We start from the raw sequence: 21,087 nt of genomic DNA, 5'->3' as shown, positions 1-21,087 counted from the left end.
GGGCCTCCCTCCCCCTACTTCACCCCCACCGCCCGGATGATCTCCTGCTTCACGGAGCCGCCCCGGTCGTCGGACGCCCCGGCCCGCAGGGACACGAACGCCGCGCCGTCCGGTACCCGCAGCTCACCCGTCCAGGCGCCGCCCGCGGTGGACCGCAGGGCCACCCGCTGCCAGGTCGCGCCCTCGTCGTACGAGACCTCAAGGGAACCACCGCCGATCGTTCCCGTGCCGGCGGCGCCCTTCACGTACTCCGCGAAGAGCGCGACCGGCACCCGGCCGCCGCCGCGCACATCGCCCCTCAGGTCGGTGTCGACGTCGAAGCCGAGGTTGATCAGCGGAAGGAAGGTGTCGCGGTCCTGCGGCGTCTCCTTCGACCGGAACGTCCACTCGGCGTGGCCGCGCGAGGAGAGCCGCCAGCGCGCCGGGTCGAGCGTCGTGTCGGTGACGACCTTGAACTCCGCCTCCTCGGCCGGGGCGTTCCAGGCGTACGCGCCGGAGCTCATCCTCCGGTCGACCCGCGTCCCGTTGACGTACACCTCGGTGAACTGGGTCATCGAGTCGTCGCCCCACACGTTGCCGAAGCCGGTGTGGTCGGGACCGGAGTCGCCCCAGCCTGGGGTGTTGAACCGCAGCTGGTTCCCGGCCCGCTGCTGTCCCCAGCCGAGCCCGGTGCCCAGCCACGGGTGCCAGACCGGCTTGAACCAGTCGAGCGTCGTACCGCTGCCGCCCCGGTACGAGACGATCCCGCCCCGCTCCTCCAGAGAGTCCCCGAGGTCGACCGACTCGTGCCATCCCTGGCCCTTGCCGGTGGAGACGTACTCGGTGCGCTCGGCCGGGAACGCGATCCACTCCTTGAAGCCGAAGCCGACGGGGAAGGTGTCGGTGATCGAGTAGCGGAACTCGCCGCCGATCTCCTCGCGACCCGTGGGCATGTGGAACCTGGAGCGTACGGTGGCGAGTTCGTCGCCGTCGGGGCGGTAGACCAGGTCCGTCGGGATCGCGCCGGGGTGTCCCTCGGAGAGGTCGTAGACGTACGGCGTGTACGGCGTGCCGGTCACGTCGACGAGGTGCCCGCCCGCGGCGGCCGAGGCCAGCCGGGCGCCGTCGGCGGCGTCGACGGTGGCGACGGTCAGCGGCCGGTCCTCGTACTCCTCGGTCCCGAACCAGGTGTTGAGCCGGCCGGCCGCGGCGTCCGTGACGAACAGGAGGGCGGCCCCCGCGTCCTGGGCCGTCTGCGCGATCCGGACCGGCGTCAGCGCTCCGGCCCGGACCAGGACGGCCTTGCCCTTCACGTCCTTGCCCGCGTACTCGGCGGGTGTTCCGGTGCCCACGTCGACGAGTCCGAGCCGCGACCGGCCCTCGAAGGTGCCCGTTCCGGGCTGCGGGAGGGCGCCGGAGAGCCGGGCGCCGCCCGCGCTCGCCTCCAGGCGGGGCTTGCCGAGCCGCCAGACCGTGCGGTACTCGAAGGTGCCGGTGGCGGGCTTGCGGGTGGGCGCGGCGAAGACGGAGTCGTACGCCACGGGCACGATGACCGCGCCGCCGTAGGAGCCTCCGTTCGCGTCCCGGTCGAACTCCATGACCAGCTGACGGGTCTCGGTCCGCTTGTCGACCTCGGCCCGGATCTCCTTCAGCCGGCGTCCGTCGAGGGTGATCTCACGGTCGCGGTCGAGGACGATCTCGGGATCGGTGAGGAGGCCGAGACCGAGGGAGTCCTTTCCGTGGGAGCCGCGCACGTCGAGCCAGGAGGAGACGGTGTACGTGCCGGGCTTCAGGCGCAGTTCGAGCGTGCCGGACTCGCCGACGGTCGCCGGGAACGCCTGCTCGTCCTGGGCGAGCCTCGTGAGGCCGAGGTAGGCGGGGGTGGGGGCGCCGTCACGGTCCTTGACGTGGATCGTGAGGGTGTAGCGCTCCTCCTCCTTGACCAGGCCGAGCGCGGTGTGCGCGACCGGGGTGCCCGCGGCCGTGGCGGTGATCCGGCCGGACGAGGTGCCGACCGGGGCGGCGGCGCCGTCGCCGGTGACGGTGGTCTGCGCGGTGCCGTGCGCCGGGACGGTCAGCGTCGCGTCGGCGAGGGTCGCGACGCCCGCCGGCATGCCCTCGACGGCGAGGTTCAACTCCACCGCCGTGTCCGAGGAGTTGGTGTACGTGACGGTCCGCGTGACCGGCTTGTTCGCCTCGTACGGCCAGGAGAAGAAGCCGAGGTCGGCGGAGCCGGTGGCGGTGACGTTCGCGGCGATCGCGGCGCCGACGTCGACCCGGCCGGCGCCGAGCGCGTAGGCGGAGGCGTCGAGGACCTTGGACGTGGACATCAGGGCGCTCTTGAGCTGGGCGCCGGTCCAGTCGGGGTGCTTCTCGGCCAGGAGCGCGGCGACGCCGGCGACGTGCGGGGTCGCCATCGACGTACCGCTCATCGAGGTGTAGAGGCCGCTGCCCGAGACCAGTTGGGAGCGGGCGGCGAGGATGGAGACGCCCGGCGCGGACAGGTCGGGCTTGAGCGCCTGGTCGCGGTAGCGGGGTCCCTGGCTGGTGAAGTAGGCGGCCTCGTCGGCGGAGTCGACGGCGCCGATGGTCAGCGCGGAGTCCGCCGCGCCGGGAGAGCCGATGGAGCCGGGGGCGCCGGAGTTGCCGGCGGCGATGACGAACAGCGCGCCGGTCTCGGCGCTGAGAGCGTTCACCGCCTGGGCCATCGGGTCGGTGCCGTCACTGCCCTCGCTCGAACCGAGGCTCATCGAGACGATCTTCGCGTCGATGTCCTTGGCGGCCCACTCCATGCCGGCGATGATCTCCGACTCGCTGCCGTAGCCCTCGTTGCTGAGGACCTTGCCGACGGCGAGCGTGACGCCGGGTGCGACGCCCTTCTCCAGCCCGTCCGAACCGGCGCCGCTGCCGCCGACGGTCGAGGAGACGTGGGTGCCGTGGCCGTTGCGGTCGGCGACCTCCTGGCCCTCGATGAAGCTCTTGGACTCGGCGACCCGGCCGGCCAGGTCGGGGTGGGAGAGGTCGGCCCCGGTGTCGAGGACGGCGACCTTGACGCCCTTGCCGGTGAGTCCGGCCTCCCACGCCTTCGGGGTGCCTATCTGGGTGTTGGACTGGGCCATGGTGGCCTCGACCCGGCCGTCCAGCCAGACCTTGCCGCCGGCGGAACGGGTGGCGGGCGAGGTGAACGCCCGCCAGAACGCGGCCGGGTCGGTCGCCTCCACCGCCGCGCCGCCGATGCTGGGCAGGGCGCGGACGGTCTCGGTGCCGCGCGGCGCGGCGGCGCGGGCGCCCTTGCCGTACGTGACGATGAGCGGCAGTTCGCCGGTGAGGCCCTGCTCGATGAGGCCGCTGACGTCGAAGAGACGCCGGTCGAGGACGCCGGAGTCGAGGTAGGGGCGGGCCTCGTCGGGGACGACGGTGACCCGGCCGTTCACGATCTCGCTGCGTACGGCTCCGGTGGCGCCCTTGGCCCGCTCGACGGTGACGGTCTTCTTGCCGCCGTCGAGTTCGGTGACGGTGACCCGGTCGCCGGTGACGAGCGTGACGGTGGCGCTCGGCGCGGCTCCTGTGAAGGTGTCCGGCACGGTGGCCGTGGCCGTGGCCGTGGCCGCCCCGGCGGCGGCGGTCTGCCCTGCCGTGAGCAGCACCAGGGAGAGGCCCGCGGCGAGCAGGCCGGCCCTTCCTCCTGCGGAAGGTCTGATCATCGACGCACTCCTCGACACCCGGGGAAAGGGGTGGTTCCGGGTGTCGCGAGGAGTCTGTTCCGAACGCCGGTAGTTGAGTACAGAACTGCTTGGCGGCTATGTGCCGTGGCGGCCAACCGCCAGTTCAGGCCGTGGGCTTGAGGGCGTCGTACCGGCGGAAGCCACGCCCGTACAGCGCGAGCAGACCGACGGCGAGGACACAGGCGATACCGCCGCCGGTGATGGCGACGGCCGGTGAGGTCAGATCGGCGACCGAACCGGCGAGGAAGTCGCCGAGCCGCGGCCCGCCCGCGACGACCACGATGAAGACGCCCTGGAGCCGGCCGCGCATCTCGTCCGGGGCCGCGACCTGCATCATCGTGTTGCGGAAGATCATGGAGACGGTGTCGGAGTAGCCGGCGAGGGCGAGCAGGAGCAGCCCGAGCCAGAGGTTGCGGGTGAGTCCGAAGACGGCGATCGCGGTGCCCCAGCAGGCGACGGCGAGCAGGATCGCCTGCCCGTGGTGGCGGATGCGCCCCTGCCAGCCGCTGAGCACTCCGCCGAGGAGCGCTCCGGCCGCCGGGGCGGCGGCGAGCAGTCCGGTGGTGCGGGCGTCGCCGTCGTACCAGAGGACGGCGACGACCGGGAACAGCGCGCGCGGGTGGGCGAGGATCATCGCGCAGAAGTCCGAGAAGAACGTCATACGGAGGTTGGGCCGGGTGGCGAGGAAGCGCAGCCCGTCGAGGACGGAGGCGCGCTTGGCGCCGCTCCTCTCCGGGAGCATCGCGGGCAGCCGCCACATCGCGTAGAGGGCGGCGGAGAAGGCGATCGCGTCGACGAGGTACGCGGTCTGGTAGCCGGCCACGCCGACGATCAGGCCACCGAGGCTCGGCCCGACGAGCGTCCCGAAGGTCATGGTCATGGAGTTGAGCGCGTTGGCGGCGCGCAGCTGCTCGGGCGGCAGGAGCCGGGGGATCATCGAGGTGCGGGCGGGCGAGTTGAGCGCGCCGCAGACGGACTGCAGGGCCACGATCGCGTACAGGAACCAGACCCGGTGGAAGCCGGCGAACGCGGCCGTGGCGAGGGCGGCGGAGAGCACGGCGGAGCCGGTGGCGCTGGCGAGTCCGAGCTTGCGGCGGTCGACGGTGTCCGCGATGGCGCCGCCGTACAGGCCGAAGACGATCAGGGGGACGAGCGAGAAGAGCCCGACGAGCCCGACGGAGAACGGCGAGCGGGTGATCTCGTACACCTGGAGCGAGACCGCGAGCGCGGTCATGCCCTGGCCGACCCAGGAGACGGTGTTGCCGAACCAGAGGCGGCGGTAGTGGGGGGAGGTCCTGAGCGGGGTGAGGTCGGCGAAGACCCGGCGCGGGGCCGGGTTCTGCGTCTGCGTCATGCGGCGTCTGCGTCAGCGGCGGCGGGGGCGTCGGCGGCGGCGGCGTCGGCGTCGGCGGCGTCGGCGTCGGCGTCGGCGGCGTCGGCGGCGGCGGTCAGGTCGAACCGGAGCTCGGGCCGGGCCCAGTGGATGCCGCCCGTGGGGTGGATCGTGCCGGTGCGGCGGGCGCCGGTGCGCAGGTAGAACTCCTCGGCGGGCGGGTGCGCGACGACGCGTATGGAGGTGAGTCCGGCGGCCCGGCCCTCGGCGACCATGTGCTCCATCAGCAGCCGCCCGATCCCGCGCCCTTGGGCCTCGTCGGAGACGAAGGCGAGGTCGAGCTCGGCCTCGTCGAGGAGGAGGGCGTAGAAGCCGAGGACGCGATCGTCCTGGTCGACGGCGACATAGACGGGATGGTGCTCGATGTACGAGCCGCCCACCTGGTACCCGGAGACCATGGCGGCGTACTCCCCGGCGTAGGCGGAGGAGGTCCGGACGAGGCGGGTGAGCCGCTTGGAGTCCTCGGCGGTGGCCCGCCGGAGTGTGATGTCGACCATGGGGCGAGTATAGGAGCGCATTCCTGGACGGCTCCTTACATTTATGCGTCGAGGCAGCCGGTCAGCTCGTCCGGGTCGACGGCGTCGAGGCGGGCGGCGAGCCCGTGGAGCAGGTCCCGCAGCTCGCGGATCTCCGACAGGTCGAGCCCGGTCGCGGCGGCGATCCGGCGCGGCACACCGAGGGCCTTCTCGCGCAGCGCGGCCCCGGAGCCGGTGACGCGTACGGTGACGGAGCGCTCGTCCTCGGGGCTGCGCCGCCGCTCCACGTACCCGGCCGCCTCCAGCCGCTTGAGCAGCGGCGACAGCGTGCCCGAGTCCAGCCTCAGCCGCTCCCCGATCCCCTTCACGGGCAGCTCGCCGTGCTCCCAGAGCACCAGCATGACGAGGTACTGCGGATAGGTGAGCCCGAGCTCCTTGAGCGCCGCGCGGTAGACGCCGTTGAAGGCGCGGGTGGCGGCGTGCAGCGAGAAGCAGATCTGGTGGTCGAGCCGGAGGAAGTCCTCGTCCCTGACCTTGCCGAGCGTGTCCATGGCTTCAGGGTACGGGACAGCTCATCGCGAGCCATTGAGTTGTGCACAACTGAATTGCACGCTACCTTCATAACCGCACCCCGACCGAGACCCGGAAGACGAGGACCCCCATGAACGCGCTCTACACCGCTGTCGCCACCGCCAACGGCCGCGAGGGCCGCGCCGTCAGCTCCGACGGCCACATCGACCTCCCGCTCGCCCACCCGCAGGCCCTCGGCGGCAACGGCCAGGGCACGAACCCGGAGCAGCTCTTCGCGGCCGGCTACGCCTCCTGCTTCGCCAGCGCCATGGGCGCGGTGGCCCGCCAGGAGAAGATCGACGTCTCGGACGTCTCGATCACCGCCGAGGTCTCCATCGGCAAGGACGAGAAGGACGGCGGCTTCGGCCTCGCGGTCGTCATGCGCGCCGAGCTCCCCGACCACCTCCAGGGCGAGCCGGGCCGCGAGCTCCTCGAGAAGACCCACGCGTACTGCCCCTACTCCAAGGCCACGCGGGGCAACATCCACGTCGAGCTCGTCATCGAGTAACCACGAGAATCGGCCGTCCGGGCGACGGCACGAGAATGCCCCCGGCGTGACGTACGTGTCGTACGTACGCCGGGGGCGTTGCGGTGGCCACACAGGTGGAAACCTGCCCGGGGTCGATCCCTGGCCGCCGTGACGTTGCGTAGCACCGCTCGACCCGCGAGGAGTAGTGGGACGGCTCCGTGGGCGCGTCCACTCCTATCGTGGAACCGCAGCACAGTGACGGTCGGCGCCGAGGTGGGCAGCACATGGGGAAACAGAAGATCGACTACGCGGCGGTCTTCCACGCCCTGCCCGGCATGGTGGCGCTCCTCACCCCCGACCTGGTGTACGCCGACGCCAACGAGGACTTCCTCCGACTGGCCGGGCGCTCCCGGGAGCAGCTGCTGGGCCGCTACATCTTCGACGTGTTCCCCGAGAACCCCAACGACCCGGCGGCGGCCGGCATGCGGGAGACCCGAGCGTCGATGCTGCGCGTGGTGGCCACGGGCGAGCGCGACACCATGGCCCTGCTGCGCTACGACATCGAGGACCGCGAGAGGCCCGGACACTGGGTGGAGCACTTCTGGAGCCCGGTCAACGCACCCGTGCTGGGCCCCGACGGGCGGGTGGTGCTGATCGTGCACCGGGTGGAGGAGGTCACCGAACTCATCCGCGCCCGTGGCGGCACGGGCAGCGACAGCAGCCGGGCCCACGTGCTGGAGGCCGAGCTCTACACCCGCGCCCGCGAACTGCAGGAAGTCAACGAACGTCTGCGCCGCGCCCATGCGCGCGAGCGCGAGGTCGCCCTGGCCCTGCAGGCCGCGATGCTGCCCCCGCCGACGCCCATCGGGCACCACCGGGCAGCCGTGCGCTACCGGCCCGCGGTGGGCGCCCTGAACGTGTGCGGAGACTGGTACGACCTGGTCGACCTGCCCGGGGACCGCATCGCGGTCGCCGTGGGTGATGTGGTCGGCCACGGCCTGGGAGCCGCCTGCGCGATGGGGCAGCTGCGCAGCGCCCTGAGCGCGGCCGCTCGCGTCGCCGACGGCCCGGCCCGGGCCCTGGACGCGCTCGGGCTGTATGCCCGTCATGTCGACGGAGCCGAGGCGACCACGGTGGTGAAGACGTACATCGACTGGGACACCCACACCCTCACGTACAGCAGCGCGGGCCACCCACCACCCGCCCTGCTCCACCCCGACGGCACCGTGACCTTCCTCGACCAGGCGACCGACCCGCCTCTCGGCGCGCGCCCCGAGCACGTCCCGCGGCCACAGGCCGGTACGGCCTTCGCCGAGGGCGCCACCCTGGTCCTCTACTCCGACGGCCTGATCGAACGCCGCGACGAGGACATCGACGCCGGCCTGGACCGCCTCGCCGACTCCCTCGTCCGCCACGGGCAAGCCGACCCCGAAGCCCTGGCCGACGCACTCCTGGCCGACCTCCTCCCACCGGCCGGCAACACCGACGACACGGCGCTGGTCATCATCCGCCTGTGACCCGTCCGCCCTCGCCGGACAGACCGCCGGCTGGTCGTGGATGGTGACGGCCGACCGAACCGCCGGGGCAGATCGCCGAAGGGGCGAGGGACGGTACGGTGTCGCGGTCCGTGAGCGCCACCGAGGTGTCCTCGGTCATGCGTTGATCAGGCCCGGCCGGCCGTGCCGTCCTCGACCGGATCGAGCATCTCCTCCTTCGGCGGCGCGACCGAGTCCGCGCTGGTGCGGCCGATTCGGGCACCGAGCCGGGTGGCGATGGGCTCGGTGTAGCGGGCGGTGAGCGGGCCGAGTACGACGAGAACCAGAACGTACGCCGTGGCGAGCGGTCCGAGAGACGGCTCGATGCCCGCGGTGACGGCGCGTCCCGCGATGACGATGGAGAACTCGCCGCGCGCCACCAGCGTGCCACCCGCGCGCCAGCGGCCCCTGGCGGAGATCCCGGCACGCTTGGCGGCCCAGTAGCCGGTGGCGATCTTCGTGGCGGCCGTCACGACGGCCAGGGCGAGGGCGGGGAGGATGACGGGCGGGATGCTGGCGGGGTCGGTGTGCAGGCCGAAGAAGACGAAGAAGACGGCTGCGAACAGGTCCCGCAGCGGGCTCAGCAGGTTGTGTGCCCCCTCGGCGACCTCACCGGACAGGGCGATACCGACGAGGAACGCGCCGACGGCGGCGGAGACCTGGAGCTGCTGGGCGATGCCGGCGACGAGCAGGGTCAGGCCGAGGACGACCAGGAGCAGCTTCTCGGGGTCGTCGCTGGAGACGAAGCGGGAGATGACCCGGCCGTACCGCAGCGCGAGGAACAGCACCACGCCCGCGGCGCCGAGTGCGACGGCCAGGGTGACACTGCCTGCCGCGAGGCCGACTCCGGCGAGCAGGGCGGTGATGATCGGCAGGAACAAGGCCATCGCCAGGTCCTCGAGCACCAGGATGCTCAGCACGACCGGTGTCTCGCGGTTGCCGAGGCGGCCCAGGTCACCCATCACCTTGGCGATGACGCCGGACGACGAGATCCACGTGACGCCGGCGAGAACGACCGCGGCGACGGGCCCCCACCCCAGCAGCAACGCCATCGCCGCACCCGGAAGCGCGTTGAGGGCGGCGTCCACGAGCCCGGCGGGGTACTGGGTCTTGAGGTTGGTGACCAGGTCGGCGGCGGTGTATTCCAGACCGAGCCTCAACAGGAGCAGGATGACGCCGATCTCGGCGCCGATCGCCACGAACTCCTCGCTGGCGCCCAGCGGCAGCAGCCCGCCTTCACCGAAGGCGAGACCTGCGAGGAGGTAGAGGGGATGGGGGAGAACCTCAGCCGCCCGGCGATACGGCCGAGCAGGCCGAGGCCGAGGCCGAGGATGATCGCACCGAACTCCGACTCGATCAGGTTGCGATCGAAACGACTCCCCCGCCCCACCGCTCCAAAGGCGCTGGATCTATGACGTCCGGCGGGTTCGTGGAACCATTCGCATCTGCTCATCGTCGAATGAATCGGGTTCGGCACCGCACACAAAACCGTTGCTCAGCAAAGCGGTTCGGACCGCCAGGCCCCGCGGGGTCCGAAGGTCCGGCCTGCACGACGCTCAGCTGGTGCCCGGTCCGAGAACACGTCCCACCGTCCCCGAACGCCCGCTCCCTGACCGGCACGCGCCAAGGGGCCCGACAGACAAACCTCCTGGAGATCGCCTTCATGTATCCGAGACCACGCCGACGGCGCGTGCTCGCCGCTTTTTCCGTGCTGATGCTCGGCGCGCTCCTGTCGCCGGCGGCGACCGCGAGCGCCTCCCCCACAGCACCCGAGGCTCCGGAGCCTGCCCGAATCGACCTGGTTCTCGACCTGTCCGGGTCGATGAACGAGAACGACGCCGGCGGCCAGACCCGCCTCGCCGCCGCCAAGCAGGCGGTCACCCGGATCATCGACACCGCCCCCGAGCACGCCCCGCTGGGACTGCGCGTCTACGGCGCCACGTATCCCGGGCAGGACAAGAAACAGGGCTGCGCCGACACGCAGCAGGTCCTGCCGGTCGCTGCGATGGACCAGGCGGCGCGTGCCGAGGCCAAGAAGCGGGTCGCGGGCTTCACGGCGGTCGGGTTCACACCGATCGGCGTCTCGCTCCGCGAAGCCGCCAAGGACCTCGGCACGAGCGGTAAGCGCCGCATCATCCTGGTCTCGGACGGTGAGGACACCTGCGCACCGCCACCTCCGTGCGAGGTGGCCCGCGAACTCAAGGCACAGGGCATCGACCTCGCCGTGGACGTGGTCGGGTTCCGGACGCCCTCGTCGGCACGTGCGGAGCTGAAGTGCATCGCCGACGTGACCGACGGGTCGTACGCGGACGCCGACGACGCCGACTCGCTGACCGCCAATCTGGGCACCCTGTTCCGCAAGGAGTGGCGGACGTACCACGCCACCGGCAAGCCGGTCGAGGGCTCGCGGGGCGGCTGCCAGGACGCTCCGCTGGTCTCGCCCGGCCAGTACCTGGACAAGTTCACCGGGGGACGCGACCTCTACTACAAGGTCAAGAAGCGGCCGGACCAGCGGCTCCAGGTGAGCGCCACCGCCGTCGCCGAGGAGGGGTACTCGCGCGGTTCCATCATCACCGTCGCGGCCGGCCCTGCGGGCACCTCGGGCGACGGCAAACCCTACGCATGGCTGCGGGAGTTCTCCCAGTCGATGGGGTGGGCGAACGTCATCTCCACCGGAGGCCGCAGCGAGACAGGGTCGGGCAACGAGTCGCCCGCGCCGGACGACACCGGCTGCATCGTGGTCGAGAACCAGATCACGAAGTCCGGCGACAAGCCCATGCCCGTCGAACTCCTTGTCGGCATCGCCGACAAGTCGACCCAGCAGGCGGGCGCGCGGACTCCGCAGACCCGTACCGGGGCCGACGCCGAGGGCGGCTTCTCCTTCAACAGCGCCACCCCGATCGGACCGGGCACCCACCGGCAGTCCATCGCCGTCGGTGAGGCCCCCTTCTGGCGGGTGGACCTGAAGGCGGGCCAGAAACTGACGGTCAAGGCCGGCGTGGACCTCCCGGACGACTTCCCCAACTCCGTCGTCACCGGGTGGGGCGTCACCATCTACAACGCCATGCGCGAGTCGACGCAGTGCAACGAGGACCACCGCGTGACCGAGCTCCTCGCCGGCCGGACCGGGCACATCGAGCGTGTCTGCGGGCCCTGGGACATCACGGAGAAGGGCGGCGCGAGCAGCTCCGCCTCCAAGGGGTACGACGTGCCCGGCACGTACTACATCCAGGCGCAGATCGCCGAGCCGAACGACAAGGCGAAGGGCATCGTCGTACCGATCTCGCTGACCGTGGACGTCTCCGGCACACCGCGCTCCGGTTCCGGTTCTGGTTCCGGTTCCGGAAACAGCCCGGTGTTCTTCTTCGGTGACAACGCCGCCCAGGGCCCCTCGCAGTCCGGTGCGAACGGGAACGGCGAACAGGGCGGGACCGGCGGCACAACGGCTGCCGCGAAGGACGATGACTCGCCTTTGGGCAAGCTCGCGCTGCCGTTCGGTATCGGCGCCGGGGTCCTCCTGCTCGGCGGCATCGCCTTCTACGCCCTCAGGCGCCGCGGGGCGGCCTGACAGCGGCGCTCGCGCGGGTGGGACGACCAGGCTGAGCGCTCCGGCGTACGTCTGACTCACCCGTGCGGGCGGGCCGCGGCGCGGGCCTCGGTGAGGAGGCCCCACGAAGGTTCACACGGCCTCTTGGCGGTCCACTTCTTGATGCACCACTGCGCGGGCGGGAGCGTTGACGGGCCTCGGCCCATCTGGGCGGCCGTCGGCTCTCGGACACGGCTCCCCGATGAGAGAATGAGGAGACCGGACCACGGAGGTGGATCATGGGAGAGGCGCGCACGGTGATGGACCGCCTCACCGAGGCGGTGACCCATTCGGACCTGGACACGGTCGCCAATCTCTACGCCGAGGACGCCGTCGCCTTCACCCCGGACGCGGGAGAGGTACGGGGACGGGAGGCGATCGTCGCGTACTGGCGCATGATGACCGACGCCGTGCCGGTGGGCTCGTACACCCCCATGAACACGTACGAGATCGGTGACACCGCGATCGACGAGGGCGTCTTCAGCGGCCGGAACACGGGCCCGATCCTGCTCCCCACCGGCGAGACGCTGCCGGCCACGGGCAAGGAGGTCAGCATTCGCGGGACCGACCTCGCGACTGTGCGGGACGGCAGGATCGTGAGTTACCGGTTGTACTTCGATCAGATGGGCTTCCTGGACCAACTCGGCCTGCTGCCCGAGGCCTGATCCACCGCTGACCCGGCCGGGGGCCGAGGCATGGGCCCGGACGGGGGCCCGGACGGGGGCCCGGAAACGCGTGGCACCTGGGCCTGCCCACTCGGTGGTCGAAGATGCAAGGCACCCCCGCGTAATACGACTTGAGGTGGGTGGCCCGCTGGTCATGCGCTGCGGGCTCGTCGGCTCAGGCCTGCCGCCCGTCGGGGCCGACTGGTTCACCGCTGGCCCGGGGCTGGCTACTGGCGGATTTCGGCGAAGATCATGCGGTGCCCGCGGGCTGTGTCCACGTACTCGCGGACCCGGTGGATCAGCTCGTCCCGGAATTCGAGGACGAAGCAGTAGTCGTTGCCGTACTGGTTCCCGTTGGCGAGCGTTGCCGTCACGCTCGCCTCCGCGACCCCTCGCTCGCTGTCGGCGTGGATCCCATGGAAGGTGACGGCGACGTCGCGCACGAACAGACGGGGGAAGCCCTCGGCGAAGAAGTGCACGATCGCCTTCCTGCCGATCATGTGATGCGTCGCCCCGAGCGTGACGGCGACGGCGTTCCCGGGGGGCGAAAGCCATTCGGCGTCCTCGGTGAGGACCGCGGAGATCCGGTCGGGGTCATAACTGGCGAACGCCTGGAAGGCGTTCTGGATGATGAGGCTGCTCATGAGTCCACTGTGGCCGTCGGCGCGCGCCGGCGTCTTGGACAAATGTTCCGATCGGTCTCCTCGTAGCATGGGGTGATGCGATCCGCTGTGGGTGAGCGTGAGGCTGTGGCCGGGTGGGAGGTTGCGAGGCCATCACGGCACGGCCGGACAGCCGGCGTCAGCCTGGCCGGATTCCGCGATCGGGGCACGGGCCCGGTCGACCTGCCGGTGATCCCTCACCCGGCCCTCACCCTCGTCGTCGAGTTCGGCGGCGGTCCGCTCGTCGTGGGCGACGCCGCAGGCCGGCAACAGCGCGGAAGTCTCGTCGCCGGGCTCGCACCCGGTGCGGTGCGTATGCGGGGCGAGAACATCACGTGTGTGGAGGTGCACCTCTCCCCGTTGGTCACGCACGCCGTGCTGGGTGTCTGCCCGGCGGAGCTGGAACGTACCGTGGTCGCCCTCGACGACCTGTGGGGCCGGGACGCGGCACGGCTGCGGGAGCAATTGGGCCAGGCCCCGTCCTGGGAGGACCGTTTCGCGTTGACGGACGCCTTCCTCGCCCGTCGCCACGGGACGGGGCCGTCGGTGGACCCGGAGGTGGTCCGGGCCTGGGACCGGATCCTCGTGAGCCGCGGCCGAGTCAGGATCGAGGAACTGGCAGCCGAGGTCGGCTGGAGCCGCAGGCGCCTGTGGTCCCGGTTCCGGTCGCAGATCGGCCTGCCTCCCAAGCGCGCCGCGACACTGGTCCGCTTCCGCCACGCCGCCCAGCGTTTGACCGCGGGCTGGAGCGCGGCAGACGTTGCGACGGAATGCGGTTACGCCGACCAGTCCCATCTTCACCGGGAGTTCCTGGCGTTCACGGGAACGACTCCCTCGACGATGGCCGGCGACCCTGGGCTGGCGGTGGACGACATCGCGTGGGCGGGGCACGACGCCGGCGAGACACGCCAGCTCCCGCCCTCACCACGGGCGCGTGGGTGACGTTCACCCTGTGGAGCACAAGCTGCGCTGCCGTACGCGGGGAACTCGAACTGGCCGATGTCACTCTCGAAGATCGGGAGGTCGCGCAGGCTCAGGTAGTGGCGTTGGCGTGCGATGGCTCCGGTGTTGTCGTTCATGGGTCTCCGCAGGGGCGTGGCGCGGGCCGCGGCCGCGCCCCTGCGTCGGTTCTGGTCATGGAGTGGTGGCCTTCGGGCGGGGCTTCTTGTCGGAGGCGCGGTTTCGCGGGCGGCGCTTCGCGGCGGGACGGGGCTCCGTGGCCGGCGCTTCGGCGTTGGCACTGTCGGCCGGGGCGGCGGGGTGCCACCAGTCGGCAAGGGCAGGGGACGCGGCTGGAACGCCGAATGTGACGCGGGACACGGCCGCCGATGGGCCGGACGAGGGAATCACACGCGCCGCGTGACCCGCGTCCAAACATTGTCCAAACAGGTGTGATGTCCTGCTCTGGACGGGTCGCCAGGATCCTTCATGCTCACGGTCGGAATCGTCCGACCAGGCAAAGTGCCCGGTCAGAACGATTCTGCTTCACCATGAGCTGGTGGGGCGGGTGGGACTCGAACCCATTTCAGTGACGCGTCTCACCTGCGACGATGCCGAAGAGCCGGACATATCCATCCGATTCCATCCGGCTGCGTCCCCCTTCGATCCCACTCGATCGGGGGTCGTTGGGCGTTCGCCACACCGGCCCCCTTCCTCCCGCGCTCCTGCCACACCCGCGAAGTTCAGGACTTGCTCCCCGCGCTGTCGCCCCGGATCACGGCAATGCTGCTGTCCGAGTTCCCATCCCCCATGCCCGTCTTCGCCAACAGTCCGGAGTTACCTTCTGTAGCGCTATGGCCTTCCGTCTCTGCCCCTCGACCTCCTCACCTGCGGCCTCCCTATGCAGGAAGCTGAGGCTCAGGCGCCTGAGATCGGACGGCCGCTGAACAGTCCCGCTGTCGGTAGACGTGGTGCTGGAGGCTACGGAGCGGCGCCGCCGATGGCCAGGACGAGCTTCGCGGGATTGCGACAGCCAGGGCGGCGGTGAGGCCGGCGGACTCGGCCGGGGCGATCGTAGGCGGTCAGTGAGCGCATGACGGGCTGGCCAGTGTGGTCGTTGTGCCAGATCCCGGCGGCGAGTGCGAGGACGCGCTGAGGACGCGGACGATGACACCGCCGGGGGTGCCGCCCTGGTGGCGTTCGAGCCGGTCTGAGCTGCGTGGCCAGGAATGACCATCCCAGTCCACAATGGATTTGGTGACCATGCGCGACGCGGCGTCCACCTCCGCACGCCTAGCGTCGAATCGTCGAACGACACGACACCAAACGAGGAGGGCCCCATGTACGTCGTGGTCCAGCACAAGATCTTGAACCCGGAGACAGCGTTTCCCCGTGGCCAGGCCCTTATCGACGGCATCGGAGCGCCCGACGGCTCCCGGGTGCTGCAGTTCTACCCGCACGTCGACGGATCCGCCGTGACGTGCCTCTGGGAGACAAAATCCGTTGAAGACGTCCAGCGCTTCGCCGACACAACTCTCGGGGACTCGAGCATCAACGTCTGCTACGAGGTCGACTCGGAGATGGCATTCGCCGAACGTCCACTCGGCCTGAGGCCGTCGTCGGCTCCTGTCACCTAAGGTGAATGATCCGAGGAGTTAGTGGTCGTATGCGGTCAGCGAGCGCATGACGGGCTGACCTGTGTGGTCGTTGTGCCAGATCCCGGCCGTGAGTGCGAGGACGCGCTGCAGGACGCGGACCATCACACCGCCGGGGATACAGCCCTGGTGGCATTCGAGATCGAGTTGGGCTTTGAAGGTCTGGTTGACCGACTCGATGGTCTGCCGTAGCGACCTGAACAGCTCGGACCCGGCCCGCGCGGGCTCGCCCTTGCGGGCCGGCGGCAGCAGTCGGATTCCCCACTGCGTGAGTTCACGTTCGAACGCGGCGCCGTAGTAGTGGCGGTCGCTGATCTGCGTCTGCTCTGGGTGGAGCCAACGAGGTCGGACTCGGCGTCGAGGATGCCGAGAAGGGTCTGGCGTTCGTCGGCTTTCGCGCCGGTCAGAGCGAACGCTACGGGCAGCCCGTGGAGGGTGCACACGAGGTGCAGCCGCGGTGCTGTACGTCGGCCTTCTCTTCGCCGCCCTCGCGGAGTTCGGCTTTCCCATGGGCGGCGGTGGCTCATATCCCCAATGGCAGGGTGTGCCTCTCACCACCGGGGTGTTCACCTTCCTCGGCCTCCTGTGTTCCGTCTCCGCGCTGACCGCCTTGGCTTTCATCGGCTGCGCGCTCCGTTCGCCGCGGCCGCGCACGGCGTGGCCTGCGCGCTGCTCGTCGTACTGACGCTGGTGATGACGGGCGCCGCGTACACGGCCACCTACCCGGAGGAAAACCCGCTTCCACCCCAGCCGATCCACCAGTGTCGCAGCAGCGACGACAACAGCGAGTGCCCCGGCGGCTGACCCCGCCGACCCCGGCTCCGAGGTCGGCGGGGTCAGCCGCCTCCCTCACGAGCGTCCGGGCCCACTGACCACGACAGCCAAGCCGCGGACGACCATGAAGGCCACGGCACGCGATGCGCCGTGGCCTCCGCTCAGGTGCCGGGGATCAGCAGGGGCGGTTGTACCAGTTCATGGCCTTGCTGGTGGAGCCGCCGTAGCCGGACAGCGTCAGCGTGTTGTAGCCGCTGGTGGGGATGAGGTAGTAGGTCGGCGTGAGTGTGACCGTCGTCCCGGCCGGAATGCCGCTGGGAGCGGACAGATTGACCACCTGTGTGGTGCCCGTCGCGCTCGGCACATAGCCTGAGTCGGAGCTGACCTGGAGCCCCTGGTAGCCGGGCTTGCTGACAGTGACCTTCCAGGTGCTGCCGGCCGGCACGCCGGTCGTCGAGGTGATGGTGAAGGCGAACTTGCGGTTGTAGGAAGGCCCGACGCAGGTCTGACCCAGTGTCGCGCTCTGAATCCCCACCGACGCGGTCTCAGTAGCCGGAGCGGCACTGGCCGCTCCGCCGCTGGAGAGCAGGGTCGCGGCGGAAACCGCGAGCGTTCCCGCCACCGAAAGAAGGCGGCGGTTCGCCCGCCCCGTCGTGATCTGCATTCCCGATCCTCCCCGCCGCGGCTGCGGCGATCCGACACCTCGGTCCCGCTCCGGGACCGAGCCGTGCTCGGGCCGACCCCACCTGCGGGTCGTTCACACGGGTAGGCGCATGACCTACCGTCGCGCGCCTCCCCGCGCGCCCGGAGCAACATAGCCGACGGGAACACGCCAAGGGACGGGAAAACCGGAAATATGTCGGCCCAGAATCATCTTGATCGCTGATTCATCGGTTCCGGTTCGCTCTACTGACGATGTTTACGGCCGAACCGATTCGGCACTCCTTCGTTCCCTCCCCGGGGCGCCGCACGCCGGCGCCGGCACCAGGACCGTACGGACGAGGAAGGTGTCGAGGCAGGACGCCGATGCCGACGAGAAGGCCCATCTGGGCCATGGTGACGAGCGGCAGTCCGGCGAGGACGACCCCGGGCATGTGAAATCTCCTCACCGACAGGCGGCAACCACCCCTCGACCATTTCGGGTTGAGACCCCGCACCATCGGCGTAGCGTGAAATCAGGCCCACTCCTGTGATAGGCGGGCAACGGGGCCCTCGGGGGATGTCACACCCGGGCGCCACCACAGGCGCGGCGCCTTCCGAGCGGAGCTGGTGAGGGTAAGGGCACGAGGAGCGATGGCCATGGGCAAGCTCTCGATCGACGCGTTGCGCGAACGGGTACGCGGGGCGGTCGTCACCCCCGGCGACGATGCCTACGACGACGCGCGCAAGGTCTACAACGCCATGATCGACAGGAGACCTGCGGTCGTCGTGCAGTGCGCCAACGCGGGTGACGTCATGGCCGCGGTCGACTTCGCGCGGGAGAACGAGCTCGATCTGGCGGTCCGTGGTGGCGGGCACAGCGTGCCCGGCTTCGGTACCTGTGACGACGGTGTGGTGGCCGATCTGTCCCCCATGCGTGGCGTCCGCGTCGACCCCACGCGGCGAACCGCGCGTGCGGAGGGCGGGGCCACCTGGGGTGACTTCAACGCGGCCACACACGCTTTCGGTCTCGCCACGACCGGCGGAATCATCTCCACCACCGGTGTCGGCGGGCTCACCCTCGGCGGCGGCATCGGCTACCTCGCTCGCGGACTCGGCCTGAGCTGCGACAACCTGGTCTCGGCCGACGTGGTGACCGCGGACGGCCGACTGGTCGTCGCGAGCGAGAAGGAGCACGACGACCTCTTCTGGGCGCTACGAGGCGGAGGTGGCAACTTCGGCGCGGTGACCTCCCTCGAATTCCGGCTCAGCCCCGTCAAGGACATCTACGGCGGGCCGATCCTCTACGAACTGGAGAACGCCGGCACCGTACTGCGCTCGTTCCGCGAGTTCATCGCCGAGGCGCCGGAGGAACTCGGAGGATTCCCGGCCTTCCAGATCGCCCCGCCGCTCCCGTTCATCCCGGAGGACCGGCACGGCGACACCTTCATCCTGATCGTGTCCTGTTGGGCGGGGCCGCTCGACGAGGGACCGCGCGCCCTCCAGCCCTTCCACGACTTCGCGCCGGTCGTCGCCGAGCACGTCGGCCCCATGCCGTACCCCGCGCTCAACAGCGCCTTCGACGCGCTCGTACCACCCGGCCTCCAGCACTACTGGAAGGCCAACTTCGTGACCGAGCTCAGCGACGCCGCGATCGAAGCACATCTGCAGCACGGACCACGCGTACCCGCCGTGAACTCGACAGTCCACATCTACCCCATCAACGGCGCTTGCCACCGAGTCGCACCGGAAGCGACGGCCTTCGCCTACCGGGACGCCTCGTTCGCCACTGTCATCGCCGGGATGTGGCCCGACCCCGCCGACAACGAGGCCAACATCGCCTGGGTGCGCGACTACTACCAGGCGACCGCCCCGCACTCGGAGGAAGGCGGATACATCAACTTCATGGCCGACGACGACCAGAGCCGGATCAGAGCCAACTACAAGGGAAATTACGACCGCCTCGTCGAAGTGAAGCGGACGTACGACCCGGGAAACCTGTTCCACCTGAACCAGAACATCACGCCTCAGCAGGTCATGACGGCCGGCGGCTCGCCTCGATGAAGCTGGTGACACGGTTCGCGTAGTCGTCCGGGTGCGTGACGTGGGGGATGTGTCCGTCGAAGGTGTGCGTCTTCGCCCGGGGCAGCGCCTCGGAGAGGCGGGCGGTCCTCCACGAACTGGCGTGCCCCGGCGAGGGTATCTCCCGCCCGCAGGTGGGAGAGGACTGTGGTCGGACGCACGTCGACGGCTCGTACAGCGCAGCCTGCCACCCACGACAGTGGCCGGTCCTACCGGTGCACGACTCCCCTCGACGGCCTCGGATCCGTAGGATTCGAGCGGTGGGGCCGCTCGCAGAAGGGGCGGCCTGGCCTTCCGCCGGCCATATCGGACCCGCCCTGCGACAGGCCGTATCCGCAGGTCAGAGGCCATACTGATACCCGCAGCGCCACTGATTCTTCCGCTCATGGTCCAGCCGTCGCAGAAAACGCCGGTGTTCCTCTCTGGTCTCCTCCATCAGGTGCGCGCAGCTGTTCCATGCGCCGCCGGACCAGGATGATGCCCACTGCCACCGCCGCGACCACGGCGGCGAGCACCGCGACACAACGCCGGGACGAACCGTACGTGCACGATCACATCACCCAGGAGCAGCGCGGTGAGGGCGGCCACCGCTCCACCGGCCAGGAGCGCGGCCGCGACAGGCGGCCAGGAGCGTTTCCGACTGGTCACGCTCCACCCTCGACCGGTGCGATGAAGCGGTACCCCTGTCCGGTGACGGTCTCGATCCAGCGGGGCACCGCGGGATCGTCCCCGAGCACGCGTCGCAGTTCGGCGATCCGGTTGTCCACGGTTCACGCGTGGTGCCGGCGGTCTCCCAGCCCCACAAAACCTCCAGCAGCCGTTGCCTGGGGAGCCGTTCGCCGGGATGGGTCACCAGATAGTCCAGCGGCGCACCGGCCTTCGGGGTGAGCACCAGCTCCCGCCTGCTTCCGGGGGGGTCGGCCCGTCTTCGCCGGCCGCGTCCGCGGGGCCCGACCGAGATTCTGGTACGCGGTGGACCGCCCCTCTCGGCCGCCATCTGCGCTCCGAAGGCTGCCTCAGAGGCTGAGGACCAGCTTGCCGCGCACCCGGCCCTCCTTGCTGATGCGGTGTGCCTCCGCCGCCTCCTCCAGCGGGAGGACCGCTTGGACCTCCACATGCACGGCACCCGAGTCGATGAGCGTGCCGATCCGGCGCAGCGCCTTTCCGTCGGGGGTGACGATGACGCGGCGGGCCGTGATTCCGGGAAGGCGGTACGTCTCGTCCACGGGTTCAGGAAGGGTGATGAGGGTGCCGCCGGGGCGCAGCAGCCCCCAGGACGCGTGCTGCACCGGGCCTCCGACGGTGTCCAGGACGACGTCGAAGGGGGCCCCGGCAGCCAGTTCGGCGGTTACGCGGTCGATCGGCTCGTCGACGCCGAGGCGGCGCAGGAAGTCCAGGTTGCGGGCGGAGGCGGTGGCGGTGACGTGCGCTCCGAGGTGACGGGCGAGCTGCACGGCGAAGTGACCGACGCCGCCGGCACCCGCGTGCACCAGGACCCGCAGCCCGGGCTTCGCTCCCGCCGCCTCCAGCGCCTGCCATGCCGTCAGCGCGGCCAGGGGCACGGCGGCGGCCTCGGTGTGGGTCAGCCGGGCGGGTTTGGGCGCCACGGCGGAGGCGGGCAGGACGGCCAGTTCCTGGTAGGCGCCGCCGTAAGGAAGCGGGAGCATCCCGTACACCTCATCGCCGATCGCCGGGCCGCCGGGCACCGTGGCCCGGACGACGCCGGACACGTCCCAGCCCATGCCGAGCGGGAACGGCAGGTCGCTGCGCACCGCGCCCTCGCGGTACTTCCAGTCGACGGGGTTCACCCCGGCCGCCTTCACCTCCACGAGGACGTCTCCGTCCGCCGGTGCCGGCGCCGGCCGCCGGGTGAGTTCCAGGACGCTTTCGTCGCCGTACCGGGAGAAGACCACTGCGCGCATCAAGACGGGCTCCTGT

The 21,087-nt window shown here is 70.7% G+C and carries 17 protein-coding genes and 3 pseudogenes; 8 read left to right on the top strand and 12 right to left on the bottom strand.

What is annotated here, in order from left to right; translation table 11 throughout:
• Positions 1-14: 14 nt before the first annotated feature.
• The 4 genes from FDM97_RS07465 to FDM97_RS07450 form a co-directional block, all read right to left on the bottom strand.
• On the bottom strand, positions 15-3,683 hold the full coding sequence (locus FDM97_RS07465; protein WP_137989466.1) for a S8 family serine peptidase: 3,669 nt from the start codon (positions 3,681-3,683) through the stop codon (positions 15-17).
• Between the two features lie 124 nt (positions 3,684-3,807).
• Complete coding sequence (locus FDM97_RS07460; RefSeq protein WP_137989465.1) at positions 3,808-5,058, bottom strand: MFS transporter; 1,251 nt, start codon at positions 5,056-5,058, stop codon at positions 3,808-3,810.
• Positions 5,055-5,594: a GNAT family N-acetyltransferase gene (locus tag FDM97_RS07455; protein ID WP_137989464.1), complete on the bottom strand. Its 540-nt coding sequence runs from the start codon at positions 5,592-5,594 to the stop codon at positions 5,055-5,057. Before FDM97_RS07455 ends, FDM97_RS07460 begins: the two co-directional genes overlap by 4 nt.
• Before the next feature lie 41 nt (positions 5,595-5,635).
• Complete coding sequence (locus FDM97_RS07450) at positions 5,636-6,124, bottom strand: MarR family winged helix-turn-helix transcriptional regulator (protein WP_137989463.1); 489 nt, start codon at positions 6,122-6,124, stop codon at positions 5,636-5,638.
• Between the two features lie 110 nt (positions 6,125-6,234).
• On the opposite strand from FDM97_RS07450, the gene FDM97_RS07445 reads away from it, so the two are divergent.
• Together FDM97_RS07445 and FDM97_RS07440 are read left to right on the top strand one after the other, a co-directional pair.
• Positions 6,235-6,651, top strand: coding sequence for an organic hydroperoxide resistance protein (locus tag FDM97_RS07445; protein WP_137989462.1), 417 nt, complete (start codon positions 6,235-6,237; stop codon positions 6,649-6,651).
• Between the two features lie 245 nt (positions 6,652-6,896).
• The gene (locus FDM97_RS07440) at positions 6,897-8,129 is read left to right on the top strand and encodes a PP2C family protein-serine/threonine phosphatase (protein ID WP_137989461.1); all 1,233 of its coding nucleotides are present in this window, start codon (positions 6,897-6,899) and stop codon (positions 8,127-8,129) included.
• Here the strand turns inward: FDM97_RS07440 and FDM97_RS35700 are convergent.
• Together FDM97_RS35700 and FDM97_RS07435 are read right to left on the bottom strand one after the other, a co-directional pair.
• Entirely contained in the window at positions 8,116-8,268 is a 153-nt protein-coding gene (locus FDM97_RS35700) for a hypothetical protein (RefSeq protein WP_175439056.1), read from the bottom strand. The genes FDM97_RS07440 and FDM97_RS35700 overlap by 14 nt on opposite strands.
• Before the next feature lie 7 nt (positions 8,269-8,275).
• Positions 8,276-9,507: pseudogene (locus tag FDM97_RS07435) on the bottom strand (cation:proton antiporter).
• A gap of 330 nt (positions 9,508-9,837) precedes the next feature.
• On the opposite strand from FDM97_RS07435, the gene FDM97_RS07430 reads away from it, so the two are divergent.
• Together FDM97_RS07430 and FDM97_RS07425 are read left to right on the top strand one after the other, a co-directional pair.
• Positions 9,838-11,715: a vWA domain-containing protein gene (locus FDM97_RS07430; protein WP_175439055.1), complete on the top strand. Its 1,878-nt coding sequence runs from the start codon at positions 9,838-9,840 to the stop codon at positions 11,713-11,715.
• Between the two features lie 257 nt (positions 11,716-11,972).
• Complete coding sequence (locus tag FDM97_RS07425; RefSeq protein ID WP_137989459.1) at positions 11,973-12,398, top strand: ester cyclase; 426 nt, start codon at positions 11,973-11,975, stop codon at positions 12,396-12,398.
• 227 nt (positions 12,399-12,625) lie between these two features.
• Here the strand turns inward: FDM97_RS07425 and FDM97_RS07420 are convergent, their stop codons facing one another.
• Entirely contained in the window at positions 12,626-13,042 is a 417-nt protein-coding gene (locus FDM97_RS07420) for a nuclear transport factor 2 family protein (RefSeq protein WP_137989458.1), read from the bottom strand.
• A 75-nt stretch (positions 13,043-13,117) separates the two neighbouring features.
• On the opposite strand from FDM97_RS07420, the gene FDM97_RS07415 reads away from it, so the two are divergent.
• On the top strand, positions 13,118-14,002 hold the full coding sequence (locus tag FDM97_RS07415) for a helix-turn-helix domain-containing protein (RefSeq protein ID WP_137989457.1): 885 nt from the start codon (positions 13,118-13,120) through the stop codon (positions 14,000-14,002).
• 1,068 nt (positions 14,003-15,070) lie between these two features.
• Here FDM97_RS07415 and FDM97_RS36330 read toward each other — a convergent pair.
• Positions 15,071-15,204 (bottom strand): annotated as a pseudogene (locus FDM97_RS36330) (IS982 family transposase); the annotation flags it as partial.
• Positions 15,205-15,339: 135 nt separating this feature from the next.
• Here FDM97_RS36330 and FDM97_RS07405 point away from each other — a divergent pair.
• Positions 15,340-15,636: a hypothetical protein gene (locus tag FDM97_RS07405; protein ID WP_137989456.1), complete on the top strand. Its 297-nt coding sequence runs from the start codon at positions 15,340-15,342 to the stop codon at positions 15,634-15,636.
• An 18-nt stretch (positions 15,637-15,654) separates the two neighbouring features.
• On the opposite strand, the pseudogene FDM97_RS36990 reads toward FDM97_RS07405, so the two are convergent.
• Positions 15,655-16,109, bottom strand: a pseudogene (locus FDM97_RS36990) (transposase); the annotation flags it as partial.
• A gap of 130 nt (positions 16,110-16,239) precedes the next feature.
• Here FDM97_RS36990 and FDM97_RS07395 point away from each other — a divergent pair.
• Positions 16,240-16,458 (top strand): hypothetical protein, encoded by a 219-nt coding sequence (locus FDM97_RS07395; protein ID WP_137989455.1) that lies wholly within the window; start codon positions 16,240-16,242, stop codon positions 16,456-16,458.
• 145 nt (positions 16,459-16,603) lie between these two features.
• On the opposite strand, the gene FDM97_RS07390 is transcribed toward FDM97_RS07395, so the two are convergent.
• Positions 16,604-17,092 (bottom strand): hypothetical protein, encoded by a 489-nt coding sequence (locus FDM97_RS07390; protein ID WP_137989454.1) that lies wholly within the window; start codon positions 17,090-17,092, stop codon positions 16,604-16,606.
• Between the two features lie 635 nt (positions 17,093-17,727).
• On the opposite strand from FDM97_RS07390, the gene FDM97_RS07385 reads away from it, so the two are divergent.
• The gene (locus FDM97_RS07385; protein WP_137989453.1) at positions 17,728-19,131 is read left to right on the top strand and encodes an FAD-binding oxidoreductase; all 1,404 of its coding nucleotides are present in this window, start codon (positions 17,728-17,730) and stop codon (positions 19,129-19,131) included.
• Positions 19,132-19,793: 662 nt separating this feature from the next.
• Here FDM97_RS07385 and FDM97_RS36145 read toward each other — a convergent pair.
• Both FDM97_RS36145 and FDM97_RS07375 read right to left on the bottom strand, forming a co-directional pair.
• On the bottom strand, positions 19,794-19,916 hold the full coding sequence (locus FDM97_RS36145) for a winged helix-turn-helix domain-containing protein (protein ID WP_217510226.1): 123 nt from the start codon (positions 19,914-19,916) through the stop codon (positions 19,794-19,796).
• Positions 19,917-20,165: 249 nt separating this feature from the next.
• Positions 20,166-21,071: an NADP-dependent oxidoreductase gene (locus tag FDM97_RS07375; RefSeq protein WP_137989452.1), complete on the bottom strand. Its 906-nt coding sequence runs from the start codon at positions 21,069-21,071 to the stop codon at positions 20,166-20,168.
• Positions 21,072-21,087 lie beyond the last annotated feature (16 nt).

Source organism: Streptomyces vilmorinianum (assembly GCF_005517195.1).
Taxonomy (GTDB): domain Bacteria; phylum Actinomycetota; class Actinomycetes; order Streptomycetales; family Streptomycetaceae; genus Streptomyces; species Streptomyces vilmorinianum.
This window is presented reverse-complemented; position numbering and strand designations above follow the sequence as displayed.

What these genes read in the sequence shown, in the direction of transcription:
- FDM97_RS07465 (WP_137989466.1), bottom strand. Translation starts at nt 3,683, where the DNA reads ATGATCAGACCTTCCGCAGGAGGAAGGGCCGGCCTGCTCGCCGCGGGC.
- FDM97_RS07460 (WP_137989465.1), bottom strand. Translation starts at nt 5,058, where the DNA reads ATGACGCAGACGCAGAACCCGGCCCCGCGCCGGGTCTTCGCCGACCTC.
- FDM97_RS07455 (WP_137989464.1), bottom strand. Translation starts at nt 5,594, where the DNA reads ATGGTCGACATCACACTCCGGCGGGCCACCGCCGAGGACTCCAAGCGG.
- FDM97_RS07450 (WP_137989463.1), bottom strand. Translation starts at nt 6,124, where the DNA reads ATGGACACGCTCGGCAAGGTCAGGGACGAGGACTTCCTCCGGCTCGAC.
- FDM97_RS07445 (WP_137989462.1), top strand. Translation starts at nt 6,235, where the DNA reads ATGAACGCGCTCTACACCGCTGTCGCCACCGCCAACGGCCGCGAGGGC.
- FDM97_RS07440 (WP_137989461.1), top strand. Translation starts at nt 6,897, where the DNA reads ATGGGGAAACAGAAGATCGACTACGCGGCGGTCTTCCACGCCCTGCCC.
- FDM97_RS35700 (WP_175439056.1), bottom strand. Translation starts at nt 8,268, where the DNA reads ATGACCGAGGACACCTCGGTGGCGCTCACGGACCGCGACACCGTACCG.
- FDM97_RS07425 (WP_137989459.1), top strand. Translation starts at nt 11,973, where the DNA reads ATGGGAGAGGCGCGCACGGTGATGGACCGCCTCACCGAGGCGGTGACC.
- FDM97_RS07420 (WP_137989458.1), bottom strand. Translation starts at nt 13,042, where the DNA reads ATGAGCAGCCTCATCATCCAGAACGCCTTCCAGGCGTTCGCCAGTTAT.
- FDM97_RS07415 (WP_137989457.1), top strand. Translation starts at nt 13,118, where the DNA reads ATGCGATCCGCTGTGGGTGAGCGTGAGGCTGTGGCCGGGTGGGAGGTT.
- FDM97_RS07405 (WP_137989456.1), top strand. Translation starts at nt 15,340, where the DNA reads ATGTACGTCGTGGTCCAGCACAAGATCTTGAACCCGGAGACAGCGTTT.
- FDM97_RS07390 (WP_137989454.1), bottom strand. Translation starts at nt 17,092, where the DNA reads ATGCAGATCACGACGGGGCGGGCGAACCGCCGCCTTCTTTCGGTGGCG.
- FDM97_RS07385 (WP_137989453.1), top strand. Translation starts at nt 17,728, where the DNA reads ATGGGCAAGCTCTCGATCGACGCGTTGCGCGAACGGGTACGCGGGGCG.
- FDM97_RS07375 (WP_137989452.1), bottom strand. Translation starts at nt 21,071, where the DNA reads ATGCGCGCAGTGGTCTTCTCCCGGTACGGCGACGAAAGCGTCCTGGAA.